Source organism: Nonomuraea monospora, assembly GCF_039531895.1.
GTDB lineage: Bacteria > Actinomycetota > Actinomycetes > Streptosporangiales > Streptosporangiaceae > Nonomuraea > Nonomuraea monospora.
On the sequence record NZ_BAAAQX010000019.1, the window covers coordinates 175,941 to 190,932 of the forward strand.

Here is a 14,992-nt window from a genome sequence, read left to right on the forward strand (position 1 = left end):
TGAGCACGCCTGAACACGTCCGAAGGCCGTCCCCCAGGAGTACGGGGGACGGCCTTCGGGCGTGCGGCGGTCAGTGGAAGGCGTAGACCCGGTGCACGAACTCGGCGAGCTGGTCGTCGGGCAGGTGCCTGGCCAGGTCGGCCTCGCTGATCATGCCGACGATGTGACCGTCGTCCATGACCGGCAGCCGCTTGATCTGGTGCTCCTCCATGCGCGCCAGCGCCTCCTCCACGGTGGCGTCCGACGGGACCCACACCAGCCCGGTGGCCAGCTCACCGGCCGTCACCTGGGCGGGGTCGTGACCGGCCGCGACACACTTCACGACGATGTCGCGGTCGGTGATGATGCCCGTCACGCGGTCGTCGGGACCGCACACGGGCAGGGCGCCCACGTCGCTGTTGCGCATCATCTGCGCCGCCCGGTCGAGGGTCTCGTGCGCGTCGATGCACTCCGCTCCCGTGCTCATGACGTCGCGGGCGGTCTCGTTGGGTTGTCCGCTGATCATGGCTTTCCCCTGCATGTCGATGGACTCGTACGGGAACCCCTACCCACCGTGCGGAGCTGAATCGGGGATTTGCGGACGACCGGAAATCAGTAGTTCCGCATGACGTGGATCGCCCAGCCACCGCCGGGCAGCTCGTACGACCCGACGTGCCGGTGCGACTTCAGCCTGCACCACGCCGGCACGTCCGTGTACGCCGCGGGATCGTCGGCCAGCACGGCCACCACGGCGTTCAGCGGGACGTAGTTGATCTGCTCGGCGAGCATGATGATCGGGATCGGGCACTTCTTCCCGAGCGCGTCGATCGTCAAAGCCGGCTGCGTCACCTCTGTCATGCGACTCCCGCGTCCTGGCGGATGCGGCGCACCAGATCGGGCAGCACGGCGAGGAAGGAGTCGACCTCGGCCGCGGAAGTCCCCCTGGGTAGCGACACCCGGACATTCCCATGCGTCAGCACGCCCATCGCCTCAAGGACGTGCGATGGACGAAGCGTACTAGCGGTGCACGAACTTCCGGACGATACGGCGAATCCGGCCTTGTCCAGCTCCGTGAGCAGCGCCTCCCCGTCAACGTACAGGCACGAAAAGGTCACGATGTGCGGCGCCCGGTCAACGGGGTCGCCGATGACCTCCACGTCCGGCACGATCTCCGGGACGGTCCGCCTGATCCTGTCGACGAGCCGGGAAAGCCTGGCCTGCTCCTGCTCGGCCTCGGCCGCCGTCGCGCGCAGCGCCGCCGCCGCGGCGACGATGGCGGGCACGTTCTCGAAGCCGGGCACCCGCCGCCGCTCCCGCTCGTCCTCCGGCAGGTACGAGCGGAACCGCGTGCCCTTGCGCACCACCAGCACGCCCACCCCGGCGGGGCCGCCCCACTTGTGCGCGCTGGCCGTCAGCGCCGACCAGCCCTGCGGCGGCGGCATCCGGCCGGCCGTCTGCGCCGCGTCCACCAGCAGCGGCACACCGTGCTCGCGGCACGCCTCGGCGGCCAGTTCCACCGGCTGCAACGTGCCCACCTCGTGGTTGGCCGCCTGGAGGCAGGCCAGAGCGGTGCCGGGCCGCGCCACCGCCTCGGCGAACGCGTCGAGATCCACCCGCCCGCTCAGCGCCACGCCGACCGTCTCCACCGTGCCGCCGTCACGCTCGTGCACCTCGCCCGCGTGCAGCACGCTTGAATGCTCGACCGCGCTCGTCACGAGATGGCGTCCGGCCCTGCGCCTTCCGTGTAGGGTGCCGAGGACGCCGAGATGCACGGCCTGCGTGCCGGACGAGGTGAACACCACCTCGTCGGGGCGCGCGCCGAGCACCTCGGCCACCTCCGTGCGAGCCTGCTCAAGCAGCAGGTGCGCGCGGCGGGCCTGGCCATAGAGTCTCGCGGGGTCGGCCCAGCCGGTGTCGATCGCCGCCACCAGCGCCTCGCGCGCCTCGGGGTGAAGCGGTTCGCTCGAAGCCGCGTCGAAGTAAGCCACGAGACTCATCGTCCCACTTGCGGCGCCACCGAGGGGTCGCGCGGTGGGGCGAGGCCCCTGCACGCTAATGTGTCTGCTTGTCAGTCTGTGCTTGATGCAGAAAGAGCAATACGAGCGCCCAAGGGAAAGACTCTTGGGCTTCATCTGTGGGGTAGGCGATCCGTGAGTCCGACTCGCCGTACGACGCGGCGTTCGTTGGCCCGGCGCAGGGTGCCGCGCGCCGCCGCTTTGGCGTTGCTGCTGGCCACTGCTACGGCGTGTGCTAATGACGTCCCCGAGGCCAACTGGTCTCGCGGCCTTCTTCCCGACCACATCACCGAGCAGGGCGAAATCGTCCAGAATCTGTGGAACGGGGCCTGGATCGCCGCACTCGCCACGGGTGCCGTCGTCATCGGCCTGATCATCTGGGCGTGCATCTTCCACCGCAAGCGCAGGGCCAAGGCAGAGCTGCCGCCGCAGGTTCGTTACAACCTGCCGATCGAGATGCTCTACACCTTGATCCCGCTGGTGATGGTGTCGGTGTTCTTCTTCTTCACCGCCCGCGACAGCGAGGCGCTGGCCCGCGTCGACGGGAACGCGCCGGTCAAGGTGAAGGTCGAGGCCTTCCAGTGGAGCTGGCGCTTCACCACCACGGTCCAGGGCAAGGGCACCAAGCCCGTCGCCGGCGTGCCGGTGAGCGACTACAAGGCCGGCCCGCAGCTCGTCCTCCCGGTGAACACGAAGGTCGAGTTCGACCTGCAGACCGACGACGTCATCCACTCGTTCTGGGTGCCGGAGTTTCTGTTCAAGCGGGACGTCATCCCGGGCATCCCCGAGGGTGACCCCGGCCGGAAGTTCCAGATCACGACGCTCAACAAGCCTGGCGTCTACGCCGGCCGCTGCGCCGAGTTGTGCGGTGTCGACCACAGCCGGATGTTGTTCTCCGTGAAGCTCGTTCCGCAGGCTGAGTTCGACCAGTACGTCGCGACCAACCAGGCTGGGAGTGCCCAGTGACCGCCATTCACGAACCCCTGACGACCGCGCCGGTCCGGCCCACGGGAAGCCCCAAGGGTCAGATCATCGCCAAGTGGCTGTCCTCGACTGATCACAAGATCATCGGGCACATGTACTTGATCACGTCGTTCGCCTTCTTCCTCATCGGCGGCGTGATGGCCCTCGTCATGCGGGCCGAGCTGGCGCAGCCGGGGCTGCAGTTCACCAGCAACGAGCAGTTCAACCAGCTGTTCACCATGCACGGCACGATCATGCTGCTGATGTTCGCGACGCCGCTGTTCGCCGGCTTCGCCAACGAGCTGATGCCGCTGCAGATCGGCGCCCCCGACGTGGCGTTCCCGCGGCTGAACATGGTCAGCTACTGGCTCTACCTGTTCGGCAGCCTCATCGCCGTCTCCGGCTTCTTCACCCCGGGCGGCGCGGCCTCGTTCGGCTGGTTCGCCTACACGCCGCTGTCCAACGCGATCAACTCGCCCGGCATCGGCGGCGACCTGTGGATCATGGGTCTGGCGCTGTCCGGCCTGGGCACGATCCTCGGCGCGGTCAACTTCATCACCACGATCATCTGCATGCGGGCGCCCGGCATGACCATGTTCCGGATGCCGCTGTTCACCTGGAACATCCTGCTCACCAGCATGCTCGTGCTGATGGCCTTCCCGGTGCTGGCCGCCGCGCTGCTGGCGCTGGAGTCCGACCGCAAGCTCGGCACGCACATCTTCGCCTCCGACAACGGCGGCGCGCTGCTCTGGCAGCACCTGTTCTGGTTCTTCGGCCATCCCGAGGTGTACATCATCGCGCTGCCGTTCTTCGGCATCGTGACCGAGGTCATCCCGGTGTTCAGCCGCAAGCCGGTCTTCGGCTACATCAGCCTGGTGGCCGCGACGATCTCGATCGCCGGTCTGTCCATCACGGTCTGGGCGCACCACATGTTCCCGACCGGGCAGGTGCTGCTGCCGTTCTTCTCGTTCATGACGTTCCTCATCGCGGTGCCCACCGGGGTGAAGTTCTTCAACTGGATCGGCACGATGTGGCGCGGCCACCTCAGCTTCGAGTCGCCGATGCTGTTCTCGGTCGGCTTCCTCATCACCTTCCTCCTGGGCGGTCTGACGGGCGTCATCCTGGCCTCGCCGCCGCTCGACTTCCACATCAGCGACACCTACTTCGTCGTCGCCCACTTCCACTACGTGGTCTTCGGCACCGTGGTGTTCGCGATGTTCGCCGGGTTCTACTTCTGGTGGCCCAAGTTCACCGGCAAGATGCTCGACGACAAGCTGGGCAAGCTGCACTTCTGGCTGCTGTTCATCGGCTTCCACACGACGTTCCTCGTCCAGCACTGGCTGGGCATGGCCGGTTTCCCGCGCCGTTACGCCGACTACAGCCCGGCCGACGGCTTCACCGACCTCAACCTGCTCTCCTCCGTGGGCGCGTTCGTGCTGGGCGCCTCGACGCTGCCGTTCTTCTACAACGTCTGGAAGACCTGGCGCAGCGCGCCCAAGGTCACCGTCGACGACCCGTGGGGTTACGGCAACTCGCTGGAGTGGGCCACGAGCTGCCCGCCGCCGCGGCACAACTTCACCTCGCTGCCGCGCATCCGGTCCGAGCGTCCCGCGTTCGACAAGCGGTTCCCGCACGCCACCGCCAAGTCCGACCACCCGGAGGTTGAGTCCTGATGAAGGTGCAGGGATGGTTGTTCCTGCTGTGCGGCGTCTTCTTCGCCGGCGTGGACATCGCCTACTGGTTCTGGACGAAGGCCGCCACGGGCAAGGGTGAGCCGGTCGGCACGACCGCCATGGCCATCTCGGTCGGCTTCGCGTTCATGGTCGGCTACTACCTGATGTTCACCGCGCGGCGCATCGGCGCCCAGCCGGAGGACAACAAGCAGGCCGAGATCAGCGACGGCGCGGGCGAGCTGGGCTTCTTCAGCCCGAGCAGCTGGTGGCCGCTGTTCCTGTGCCTGGCGGCGGCCTTCGCCTTCGCCGGGTTCGTGATCGGCTTCTGGATGTTCCTGATCGGGGTCTTCCTCGTGATCATGGCCATGATCGGGTTCGTCTTCCAGTACTACAGGGGTCACTTCTCGCACTGACCCGCACCTGCCTGGAGCGGGCGTTCTCCCTTGGGGGAGGACGCCCGCTTTTTGGTGTTCTTTGCCAGTGTCCGGATGTGGTGATTCAACCACTCAGGGTAATAAAGGAGGCAGAAGTGGCTCGATCGTGGACGAGGGAGTACTCGTGGGGCGCGGAGCGTATGGAACGGCCGGCCTGCTGGCCCTGGCGCTGCTGACAGCGTGCTCGGCGGGCCCCGCCGAGAAGCCGAACGGGGTCGCCATGGCAGGCGGGGCGCGTGGCGCCCCTGTAGGCGTCTCTCCGGCGGACAAGAGCGCGAATGTGCCCACGGACCAGCCCGTGGTCGTGTCGGTCCACGGGGGCAGGCTGAAGAGCGTCCAGGTGGACGGCGGCAAGGCCGGCCCGCTGCGGGGCGTCCTCAGCTCCGACGGCTCCCGCTGGCGCAGCGTCGGCACCGCCAGGCCAGGCACCTCCTACACGGTCACCGCGGTCTCCCTGGACACCTCGGGGCGGTCGCTCGAGACCAGGAGCGCGTTCACCACGGCCAAGGGCGACAAGGTCTTCGACATCGAGACCATCACCCCGAACAAGGACGACACCGGTCTGACCGTCGGGGTCGGCATGCCCGTCATGATCGCCTTCGACAAGCCCGTCGCCGACCGGATCGCCATCGAGCGCAACCTCACCGTGCACAGCTCCAAGCCGGTCGAGGGCGCCTGGCACTGGTTCGACAACCAGCACGTGGACTTCCGTCCCGAGAAGTACTGGCCCGCCCACACCAAGGTCCGGGTCGAGGCCAACCTGGCCGGAGTGCGCGGCGCGCCCGGCATGTACGGCAAGCGGAACGTCCGCGTCGACTTCAAGATCGGCCGCTCGCAGATCACCAAGGGCAGCACCGACGAGCACGTCCTCGTCGTCCGGCGCAACGGCAAGAAGATCCGCACCATGCCGATGAGCGCCGGGCAGGGCGGGCAGTGGAAGTACTACACGACCTCGGGCATCCACCTGGCCATGTCCCGCGAGCCCGTCACCGTGATGACCTCGCCGGGCATCGGGCCCGGGTCGGCGGGGTACTACCGGCTCACCGTCTACAACACCGTGCGGATCTCCAACAGCGGCGAGTACGTGCACAGCGCGCCGTGGTCGGTGGGGTCGCAGGGGAACTCGAACGTCAGCCACGGGTGTGTGAACATCAGCCCGGACAACGCGTCGTGGTTCATCAAGAACACGTTGATCGGGGATCCGATCATCATCACGGGGACGCCGCGGAAGCTGGAGCCCACCAACGGGTGGGGGCACTGGCAGGAGAACTGGAGGCAGTGGCTCAAATGGAGCTCGCTGAAGGCGGGGCCGACGCTGGCGCTGCGCTGAGAGCCTTCTGACGGCCCTCCACGTGCCGCGCCGCCCGCCGCCCCGCGACCTGGCCACGCGCCGGCCACCACACGCGCCCGCCGTCCGGCACCTCGCGCCTGCGTAGGCTGAGCGGCCGTGCCCTGAGCGGTCGTGCCACGAGCGGTGCCTGTGCGCGCCTCAGCGGCGCGTGTGGGGTGCGTGCGCGCGTTCGGTGATGCGCGTGTGCTGAGTGGCGGGCGGCGTGCGCGTGCAGCGTACGGGCGTGCGCGTGTGGCGTACGGGTGCGGCGCGGGCGTGCGTGTGCGGCGTGCGCCAGCGGCGCGGGGCCGGGCTCCGGAGCGGTGCGGAGCCCGGGACGGCCGGGTGCCGTCAGGACGCGGGCCGGAAGGACCCGCTGGCCTCGATCCACCGATCGAGCACGGCCGCCGCGGCCCCGGAGTCCACCGCCTGCACCGCCCGCGCGTACCCGTCGATCATCGCCGAGTCGAGATCCTCACCGGGCCCGTTGAGCGCCACCAGAGCGGCGGCCGCGTTCAGCAGCACGGCGTCGCGCACGGGCCCGGTCTTGCCGCGGACGAGGTCGTGCACGGCCTGTGCGTTGAACGCCACGTCACCCCCGCGCAGCGCGCCCACGTCGGCGCGCGGGATGCCGAGCACCGCCGGGTCGAACGAGGTCTGGGTCGCGGTGCCGTCCTTGACCACCCAGACGGTGGAGGTGGCGGCGATGGTCAGCTCGTCCAGGCCGTCGTCGCCGCGGAAGACCAGGGCGGAGACGCCGCGCTCGGCGAAGACGCCCGCGAGGACCGGCAGCATGCCGGCGTCGTAGACGCCGATGGCCTGGGCGGCAGGGCGGGCCGGGTTGGTGAGCGGGCCGAGGAAGTTGAAGATCGTGGGAACGCCGATCTCCTTGCGCGTGGGGCCGGCGTGGCGCAGCGCGGGGTGGTAGACGGGCGCGAAGCAGAACGCGATGCCCGCGTCGCGCGCGACCTGCGCCGTCTGCTCGGGCGTGAGGTCGAGCCGGATCCCGAGGTGCTCCAGCACGTCGGCGGCGCCGCAGGAGGAGGAGGCGGCGCGGTTGCCGTGCTTGACGACTCTGGCGCCCGCCGCGGCGGCCACGACGGCGGCCATGGTGGAGACGTTGACGGTGTGCGCCCGGTCGCCGCCGGTGCCGACGATGTCGACCACGGGCCCCTCGACGGTCAGCGGCGTGGCCAGGTCGAGCATGGTGCGGGCGAGCCCGACGACCTCGGCCACGGTCTCGCCCTTGGCGCGCAGCGCGATCACGAAGCCGGCGATCTGGGACGGCGTCGCGGCGCCGGACATGATCTCCCGCATCGCCCAGGCCGACTCGTCGGAAGTGAGGTGCTCTCCGGACAGGAGAGCGGAAAGCAGGGTGGGCCAGGTCGTCCGGGAGTCCATGGGCACCTACTTAGCGTTGAGACGGGTGGAGTTGCGGCGGCGCATCAGGTCGGCCACGGTGTCGGCCAGGACCATGGGCTCCAGGGGCTGCGACACGACCGCGTCGGCCTTGGACCAGTCGGCCAGCCAGCGGTCGTCGCGCCTGGCGATGATCAGGCAGATGGGCGGGCAGTCGTAGACCTCGTCCTTGGCCTGGCGGGAGACGCCCATGCCGCCGGCGGGCTGCGTCTCGCCGTCGAGGATCGCCACGTCGATCTCGCCGGAGCCCAGCCACTGGTGGACCTTGGGCTCGGTGGCGCACTCCACGATCTCCACGAGGGGTACGTCGGCCGCGGGGCGCCTGCCGATGGCCTGGCTCACCTCGGCCCGGGTGGCGGCGTCGTCGCTGTAGACGAGGACCTTCATCTTCTCGTCGGTGCTCCCAGTGGACATCGGTCGCGCTCACTATCAGTCGAAGCGGTATGGTCACCTGGGATCGTACCGGTGTGCCGGGATGCATACCCAGGGCACCATGCCTGGTGGGTGTTATGCGGCAATTATCCCAGCTTGGCTACCGGTTTGGACCTGCTAACGGGGGGTCGTGCGCCGGACCGACCACCGGAGCCGCAATAATGCTGCCCGTGGCGACAGCATCCGCAATAACTTCGACGACGACAGCACAGTCGTACCGCAGACCGAACCTGGTCAGTGTGGGCACGATCGTCTGGCTGTCCTCTGAGCTCATGTTCTTCGCGGCGCTGTTCGCGATGTACTTCACCATCCGGTCGGTGAGCGTGGGCAAGGGCCTCGAGTGGGGTCCTTCACTGCACCAGGCGGGCATGGAGCTCGCCGAGGGCGCTCACCTGAACATCCCGTTCGCGACGGCCAACACGATCATCCTGGTTCTGTCGAGTGTGACGTGCCAGCTTGGTGTGTGGGCCGCGGAGAAGGGGCAGGTCGGCAAGCTCCGCTTCTGGTACATCGTCAGCTTCCTGATGGGCGCCGTCTTCGTCGCCGGTCAGCTGTACGAGTACATGGAGCTGGCGTCAGAGGGCGCGACCTTGTCCGCTAACGCCTACACCTCGGTGTTCTACCTGACGACGGGCTTCCACGGCCTGCACGTGACCGGTGGCCTGATCGCGTTCCTGTTCATGCTGGGACGCACGTACGCCGCGAAGCGCTTCACGCATGAGCAGGCCACCAGCGCGATCGTCGTGTCCTACTACTGGCACTTCGTAGACGTCGTCTGGATCGGTCTTTTCGCGACCATCTACATCATTCGTTAAGGAACGGGATCTCTGTGACTAGGATCACCGCTTGGCGGCGGCATCCCCTCGCGAGATATGCCGTCCTGATTTTGGCGTTGGCGCTGGTCGGGATGGTATACGCCGCCTTTGTCCAGGCGGGTAAGCCTGCCGACGCGGCATTGGCGACAGGCAAGGTCGATGACGTGGCCGAGGGCAGGAGCCTGTTCGAAGCGCACTGCATGAGCTGCCACGGCACCAACGCGCAGGGCACCCAGACGGCGCCCACGCTCATCGGCGTCGGCGCCGCGGCCGTCGACTTCCAGATGAGCACCGGCCGCATGCCGGCCGGCGCGCCCGGCCCGCAGGCGCCGCGCAAGCCGCTGGCCCCCTGGGTCAACGAGACCACGACGCGGCAGATCGCGGCCTACGTGCAGTCGCTCGGCGGCGGCCCGCAGGTCCCGCCCGCGGAGCACGTCGACGCCAAGCTCGGTGACGCCGGCAAGGGCGGCGAGCTGTTCCGCGCCAACTGCATCCAGTGCCACAACTGGGTCGGCGCCGGTGGTGCGCTGACGCAGGGCAAGTACGCGCCCAACCTCAACGAGGCGACGCCGACGCAGATCTACGAGGCCATGGTCACCGGTCCGCAGGCCATGCCGGTCTTCAACGACACGACGATCACGCCCGAAGAGAAGCGCAGCATGATCGCCTACATCACCCAGGTGCGCGAGCAGCGCGACCCGGGTGGTTTCGGCCTCGGCCGCATTGGCCCGGTCACCGAAGGTCTCGTAGCGTTTGTGGTGGGCATCGCAGCCCTCGCACTAGCCGCCATCTGGATCACCGCGAAGAAGCGACAGAAGTCATGACAGACAACGAGCACGAGATCGAGCAGCCGGATGAGCGCGTGCCCAAGCGCGTCATCGGCACTCCCGCACCGGGCACCTCGATGCTCGGCACCGCGGAAACGGCGGAGGCCGACCAGGAAGTCCCCGGCGTGACGCTGCAGGACCCGGCCAAGGCCCGCAAGGCCGAGAAGATCGTGGCGCTCTGCTTCACGATCACGTTCCTCGCGGCCATCGCGTTCATCATCTCCTACGTGTACTTCCAGGTCGGCAGCCCCGAGGCGACGGGCACCTCCAACCTGGCGCTGGGCAGCTCGCTCACCATCGCGATCCTGGGTCTGGCGGTCGGCATCGTGATCTGGGTCCGCCAGATCATGCCGAAGTACTCCCTGATCCAGGAGCGCCACCCGATGGCCTCCGACGAGCGCGACCGCGACGTCGTCGCGGAGACGTTCGTCCGGGGCGCCAACGAGAGCGGCTTCGTCAAGCACAAGCTGCTGCGCCGCACGCTGCTGCTGGCGGCCGCGCCGCTCGGCCTCGTGCCGCTGGTGCTGCTGCGCGACCTCGACAACAGCCGGATGCCCGGCGCTCGGTTCAACGACGAGCTCAGGCACACGGTGTGGGGCGAGAAGAACAAGGAGGGCAAGCCGCTCAGGCTCGTCGTCGAGGGCACCGGCCAGCCCATCAGGGCCGCCGACTTCAACTCGCCCGGCGGCATCCTGTCGGTCGTCCCCGAGGGCTACGAGCACGATCTGAACGCGCTGGCCAAGGCCACGCTGATCCTGATCAAGTTCCGTCCTGACGAGATCAAGGGCGGCACCAGGCTCAACTGGACCCACGACGGCATCGTCGCGTACTCCAAGATCTGCACCCACGTGGGCTGCCCCGCCGCACTCTACGAGCAGAACACCCACCACATCCTCTGCCCGTGCCACCAGTCGACGTTCGACGCCGCCGACGGCGCCAAGGTCATCTTCGGTCCGGCCGCCCGGCCGCTGCCGCAGCTGCCGATCTCCGTCGACGCCGAGGGCTACCTCATCGCCCAGGGCGACTTCGAGGTGCCGGTCGGTCCCAGCTACTGGGAGCGCGGTGACGCGGAGGCCGCGGCAAGGGAGAAGGGAGGCCAGGCATGAGTGAGCTGAAGGCCGTACCGAAGGCCATCGCCGGGCCGTCGAACTTCCTCGACGAGCGCCTCGGCGGCGCCAACGCACTCAAGCGCAACCTGCGCAAGATCTTCCCTGACCACTGGTCGTTCCTGCTGGGCGAGATCGCGCTCTACTCGTTCGTCATCCTGCTGCTGACCGGCACGTTCCTGACGCTCTGGTTCAAGCCCAGCATGATGGAGGTCGCCTACGACGGCTCGTACGCGCCGCTCAAGGGCGTCATGATGTCCGAGGCCTACGCGTCGTCGCTGGAGATCAGCTTCGACGTCCGGGGTGGTCTGCTCATCCGGCAGATGCACCACTGGGCGGCCCTGCTCTTCGTGGCCGGCATGATGGTCCACGCGCTGCGGGTGTTCTTCACCGGCGCGTACCGCAAGCCGCGCGAGATCAACTGGATCATCGGCGTGCTCCTGCTGACGCTGGCGCTGGCCGAGGGCCTGACCGGCTACTCCCTCCCCGACGACCTGCTCTCCGGCGCCGGTCTGCGGATCACCGAGGGCGTGGCGATCTCGCTGCCGCTGGTGGGCACGTACATCACGTTCTTCCTGTTCGGCGGGGAGTATCCGGGCGAGGACGTCATCGCCCGCTTCTACTCGCTGCACATCCTGCTCATCCCGGGCATCATCCTGGCGCTGGTCACGGCGCACATGGTGCTCATGTGGGTGCAGAAGCACACGCAGATGCCGGGCAAGGGCCGCACCAACCAGAACGTCGTGGGCGCCCCGTTCTACCCGGCGTTCATGCTCAAGGCCGGCGCCTACTTCCTGTTCACGCTCGGCGTGATCAGCGGCCTGGCCACGTTCACCCAGATCAACCCGATCTGGCTGTTCGGCCCGTACACGCCGGCCGACGTGTCGGCGGGTTCGCAGCCCGACTTCTACATGGGCTTCCTCGAAGGCGCGCTGCGCATCATGCCGCCGTGGGAGATCAACCTCTTCGGCACGTCCCACGCGGGCACGCTGCCGCTGAGCGTCATCATCCCGGCGCTGGTGCCGATGGGCATCATCATGACCGGCCTGGCGCTGTACCCGTTCCTGGAACGGTGGGTGACCGGCGACAACCGCGAGCACCACATCGCCGACCGCCCGCGCAACAACCCGCACCGCACCTCGATCGGCATCTCCGCGATGACGTTCTACGGTGTGCTGTGGCTGCTCGGCGCCAACGACGAGATCGCGGCCAACTTCCACGTCAGCCTGAACCACACGACCTACGCGGGCCGTGTGCTGATCTTCGTCGCGCCGGCGCTGGCGTACCTGATCACCTACCGCATCTGCCTCGGCCTGCAGCGCTCCGACCAGGCGATCATCTCGCACGGTGTGGAGTCCGGCGTGATCAAGCGCCTGCCGCACGGTGAGTTCATCGAGGTCCACACGCCGCCGTCGGACGACATCGAGGCGCACATGCGCGGCAAGGAAGCCGTGCCGATGCTGCCGGTGGGCGAGGACACCTCGGGCATCCCGCCGAAGGGCATGCGCGGGCCGCTCGGCAAGCTGCGCGGGCGCATGTCCAAGGCTTACGGCGGGGAGAAGATCCCGCTGGAGGACGGGCACGGGCACGAGCACGATGACGAGCACGCCGCCATCGGCAGTGGTGGGGGCGAGGACCGCAGCATCACGCACTGATCCTGACGCCACACACCGCGGGCCCGGACGAGAAACTCGTCCGGGCCCGTCGGCGTTGCCGCCCTCGTTCGGCCGGCCCCATGGGGCGAGGCGAGCGCGGCCTACGGAGTCATGGCGTGCGGCGCGATGGACGGTGGCGTGGCGTGCGAGGGCGGTGCGCGGTGGCGCGATGCGCTGGGGCGGTGGCGCGGGGCGTGGCGGCCGGTGGTGTGGCGCACGCGGGGCCAGGGCGGCGGCATGCGGTCAGCGCTGTGACGCACGGCGGCCCTGGGCGGGGTGGGCGCGGGCCGTAAGAGGGCGGTCAGTCGGACTCGGGGAAGCCGATCGAGAAGGCCGCGTCCAGGTCGTGCTTGGAGTAGGCGCGGAAGGCGATGTGCGTCTCGGTGTGCAGCACCCCGGCGACCTTGTTGATCCGCCCGGGCACCACCTCGGCGATCTCCTCGTACGCCGCGACCCGCACCATCGCCAGCAGGTCGTACTCGCCGGTGATGGAGTAGACCTCGCTGACCCCCTCGATCTCGGCGATCGTCTGGGCGACCTCCGGGATCCGGTCTACCTCTGCATTGATGTGGACGATAGCCGTGACCATGTATCAACTCTATCGTTTCACCTCAAAGGTCGCCCCTCCCGAGGGCGGCGTTGGTCGAGATGCCGGTAAGCGAGGTCAATGCGAGCCTTGTGCCGGCCCGCGCCGTGCACCGGCAGGCTCCATTCGCCGTCCACCTCCACCAGCCGCAGCCCCGGCGACTCCAGCCAGCGCAGGATGCACTCCGTCTCCTCGGCGCTGGCCGCGGGCACGGGGCCGGGGCCGGGGATGACGACCTCGGCGGCGGCCTTCAGGGAGGCGACGAAGGCGGTCGGATGGGTGCCCTTCGGCATGACCCCGGCCGCGGCGAGCCGACCGTAGCGGACCACGTGGATGTCCCAGCCGCCGCCGAAGGCCGGGCTGGCGGCCACGAGCTGCGGGATGCGGGTGATGGCGCTGAGCCGCTGCATGCGCGCCGCCGTACGGACGAAGGAGGCCAGCCGGTCACGATCGACCGACGCCTCCTCGTAACGCTGCTCGACCGACAGGCGCTCCATACGGGCCGACACGGCGCTGAAGACGGGGGAGGCGTCGAGGGTCATGGCGCGGCGGGCGCTCTCGACGTGGACGGCGTACTCCTCGGGGCTCTGCCTGCCCTCGCAGGGCGCGCCGCAGCGGCCCATCTCGTGCAGCACGCACGCCGCCCGCCTGGTGCGCAGCGTGACCGGCTGGGTGCACTGGCGCAGCGGGACGGCCTCGTGCAGGGCGATGCGGGCGTCGTCGGCCTGGCGGGTGCTGGTGAAGGGGCCCAGGTAGGTGGCGCCGTCGTCCTTGACCTCGCGCACGATCGACAGCCGGGGGAAGACGTCGGTGGTGAGCTTGAGCCACACCATCTTCTCGGGGAAGCGGGAGCGGCGGTTGTAGCGCGGCTTGGCGCCGCCGATCAGGCGCAGCTCGCGCACCTCCGCCTCCAGCGCGGTGGCGCAGACGATGTGGCGCACCCGCTCGGCGATGCCGATCATCTCGCGGATGCGGGGGCGGGTCTCGCCGGCGGTGAAGTAGGAGCGCACGCGGTTGCGCAGGTTGGTGCTCTTGCCGATGTAGAGGACCTCGCCGCGCTCGTCCTCGAACAGGTAGACGCCGGGGGCGTGCGGCACCGACTCGGCGAGGTGGCGCTTGCGCTGCTGCTCGGGGGTGGGGGCGCGGACGAACGACTTGAGCTCCTCCAGCGTGTGCACCTGGAAGGACCCGGCCCGCTCGATCAGCCCGTGCAGCACGTCGACCGTGGCCCTGGCGTCCTGCAGGGCGCGGTGGCACGGCTCCGTGGGGCTGCGGAAGAACCTGGCCAGGGTGGCCAGCTTGGCGTTGGGCGTCTCGTCGCGGGTCAGCACGCGCCTGGCCAGATCGACGGTGTCGACGACCGGGTTGCCCGGCGGGGGATAGCCGAGCGCGGCGCACGCGGCCTTGACGAAACGGGTGTCGAACCCGGCGTTGTGCGCCACCAGCGTGGACCCCCGGATGAACTCCAGGAAGCTCGGCAGCACCGACTCGATCTTGGGTGCGGCCATCACCATCGCGTCGGTGATGCCGGTCAGCACGGAGATGAACGGCGGGATCGGCCCCCCTGGGTCTACCAGCGTCGAGAACTCGCCGAGCACCTCGCCCGCCCGCACCTTGACCGCGCCGATCTCGGTGATGGCGTCCTCCGCCGGCGAGCCGCCGGTCGTCTCGAGGTCGAACACGACGAACGTGACTTCGCTCAGCGGCGTGCCGAGCTCGTCGAGAGTGCCTTGTACCGCGTCCACGAACCAAGACCAT

At 68.9% G+C, this 14,992-nt stretch carries 15 protein-coding genes; 8 read left to right on the plus strand and 7 right to left on the minus strand.

All coding sequences use genetic code 11. The features are described 5' to 3' along the window. Window positions 1-70 precede the first annotated feature (70 nt). The 3 genes from ABD331_RS32795 to ABD331_RS32805 form a co-directional block, all read right to left on the minus strand. Entirely contained in the window at window positions 71-505 is a 435-nt protein-coding gene (locus tag ABD331_RS32795) for a CBS domain-containing protein (protein ID WP_344483258.1), read from the minus strand. Window positions 506-591: 86 nt separating this feature from the next. Continuing rightward, window positions 592-837, minus strand: coding sequence for a sulfurtransferase TusA family protein (locus ABD331_RS32800; RefSeq protein WP_344483260.1), 246 nt, complete (start codon window positions 835-837; stop codon window positions 592-594). Then, the gene (locus ABD331_RS32805; protein ID WP_344483262.1) at window positions 834-1,976 is read right to left on the minus strand and encodes a cysteine desulfurase family protein; all 1,143 of its coding nucleotides are present in this window, start codon (window positions 1,974-1,976) and stop codon (window positions 834-836) included. The genes ABD331_RS32800 and ABD331_RS32805 overlap by 4 nt, the downstream gene beginning before the upstream one ends. Before the next feature lie 186 nt (window positions 1,977-2,162). On the opposite strand from ABD331_RS32805, the gene ctaC reads away from it, so the two are divergent. From ctaC to ABD331_RS32825, 4 genes are all read left to right on the plus strand, one after another. Beyond that, window positions 2,163-2,960: an aa3-type cytochrome oxidase subunit II gene (ctaC, locus tag ABD331_RS32810; RefSeq protein ID WP_262379926.1), complete on the plus strand. Its 798-nt coding sequence runs from the start codon at window positions 2,163-2,165 to the stop codon at window positions 2,958-2,960. After that, window positions 2,957-4,630 carry an aa3-type cytochrome oxidase subunit I gene (gene ctaD / locus ABD331_RS32815; protein WP_344483265.1) on the plus strand — a complete coding sequence of 558 codons (1,674 nt, stop codon included), beginning with the start codon at window positions 2,957-2,959 and terminating at the stop codon, window positions 4,628-4,630. Before ctaC ends, ctaD begins: the two co-directional genes overlap by 4 nt. Further along, window positions 4,630-5,043, plus strand: coding sequence for a cytochrome c oxidase subunit 4 (locus ABD331_RS32820; RefSeq protein WP_148438045.1), 414 nt, complete (start codon window positions 4,630-4,632; stop codon window positions 5,041-5,043). Before ctaD ends, ABD331_RS32820 begins: the two co-directional genes overlap by 1 nt. Before the next feature lie 145 nt (window positions 5,044-5,188). Further along, window positions 5,189-6,394: a L,D-transpeptidase gene (locus ABD331_RS32825; protein ID WP_344483270.1), complete on the plus strand. Its 1,206-nt coding sequence runs from the start codon at window positions 5,189-5,191 to the stop codon at window positions 6,392-6,394. A gap of 351 nt (window positions 6,395-6,745) precedes the next feature. Here the strand turns inward: ABD331_RS32825 and trpD are convergent, their stop codons facing one another. Continuing rightward, entirely contained in the window at window positions 6,746-7,795 is a 1,050-nt protein-coding gene (gene trpD, locus ABD331_RS32830; RefSeq protein WP_344483273.1) for an anthranilate phosphoribosyltransferase, read from the minus strand. A 6-nt stretch (window positions 7,796-7,801) separates the two neighbouring features. Beyond that, window positions 7,802-8,227, minus strand: a complete 426-nt coding sequence (locus ABD331_RS32835) for a response regulator (RefSeq protein ID WP_344483277.1) — start codon at window positions 8,225-8,227, stop codon at window positions 7,802-7,804. A gap of 179 nt (window positions 8,228-8,406) precedes the next feature. On the opposite strand from ABD331_RS32835, the gene ctaE reads away from it, so the two are divergent. Genes ctaE through qcrB form a run of 4 tightly spaced genes read left to right on the plus strand, consistent with a single transcriptional unit; the run spans window position 8,407 to window position 12,648 of the window. Continuing rightward, the gene (ctaE, locus tag ABD331_RS32840; RefSeq protein ID WP_344483280.1) at window positions 8,407-9,060 is read left to right on the plus strand and encodes an aa3-type cytochrome oxidase subunit III; all 654 of its coding nucleotides are present in this window, start codon (window positions 8,407-8,409) and stop codon (window positions 9,058-9,060) included. 14 nt (window positions 9,061-9,074) lie between these two features. Next, the gene (gene qcrC / locus ABD331_RS32845; RefSeq protein WP_344483283.1) at window positions 9,075-9,884 is read left to right on the plus strand and encodes a cytochrome bc1 complex diheme cytochrome c subunit; all 810 of its coding nucleotides are present in this window, start codon (window positions 9,075-9,077) and stop codon (window positions 9,882-9,884) included. Further along, window positions 9,881-10,993, plus strand: a complete 1,113-nt coding sequence (gene qcrA, locus ABD331_RS32850) for a cytochrome bc1 complex Rieske iron-sulfur subunit (RefSeq protein WP_344483286.1) — start codon at window positions 9,881-9,883, stop codon at window positions 10,991-10,993. The genes qcrC and qcrA overlap by 4 nt, the downstream gene beginning before the upstream one ends. Next, window positions 10,990-12,648, plus strand: coding sequence for a cytochrome bc1 complex cytochrome b subunit (gene qcrB, locus ABD331_RS32855; protein ID WP_344483289.1), 1,659 nt, complete (start codon window positions 10,990-10,992; stop codon window positions 12,646-12,648). The genes qcrA and qcrB overlap by 4 nt, the downstream gene beginning before the upstream one ends. Before the next feature lie 301 nt (window positions 12,649-12,949). Here the strand turns inward: qcrB and ABD331_RS32860 are convergent, their stop codons facing one another. Then, entirely contained in the window at window positions 12,950-13,237 is a 288-nt protein-coding gene (locus tag ABD331_RS32860) for an Lrp/AsnC family transcriptional regulator (protein ID WP_148438053.1), read from the minus strand. 17 nt (window positions 13,238-13,254) lie between these two features. Further along, window positions 13,255-14,979, minus strand: a complete 1,725-nt coding sequence (locus tag ABD331_RS32865; protein WP_344483292.1) for a DEDD exonuclease domain-containing protein — start codon at window positions 14,977-14,979, stop codon at window positions 13,255-13,257. Window positions 14,980-14,992 lie beyond the last annotated feature (13 nt).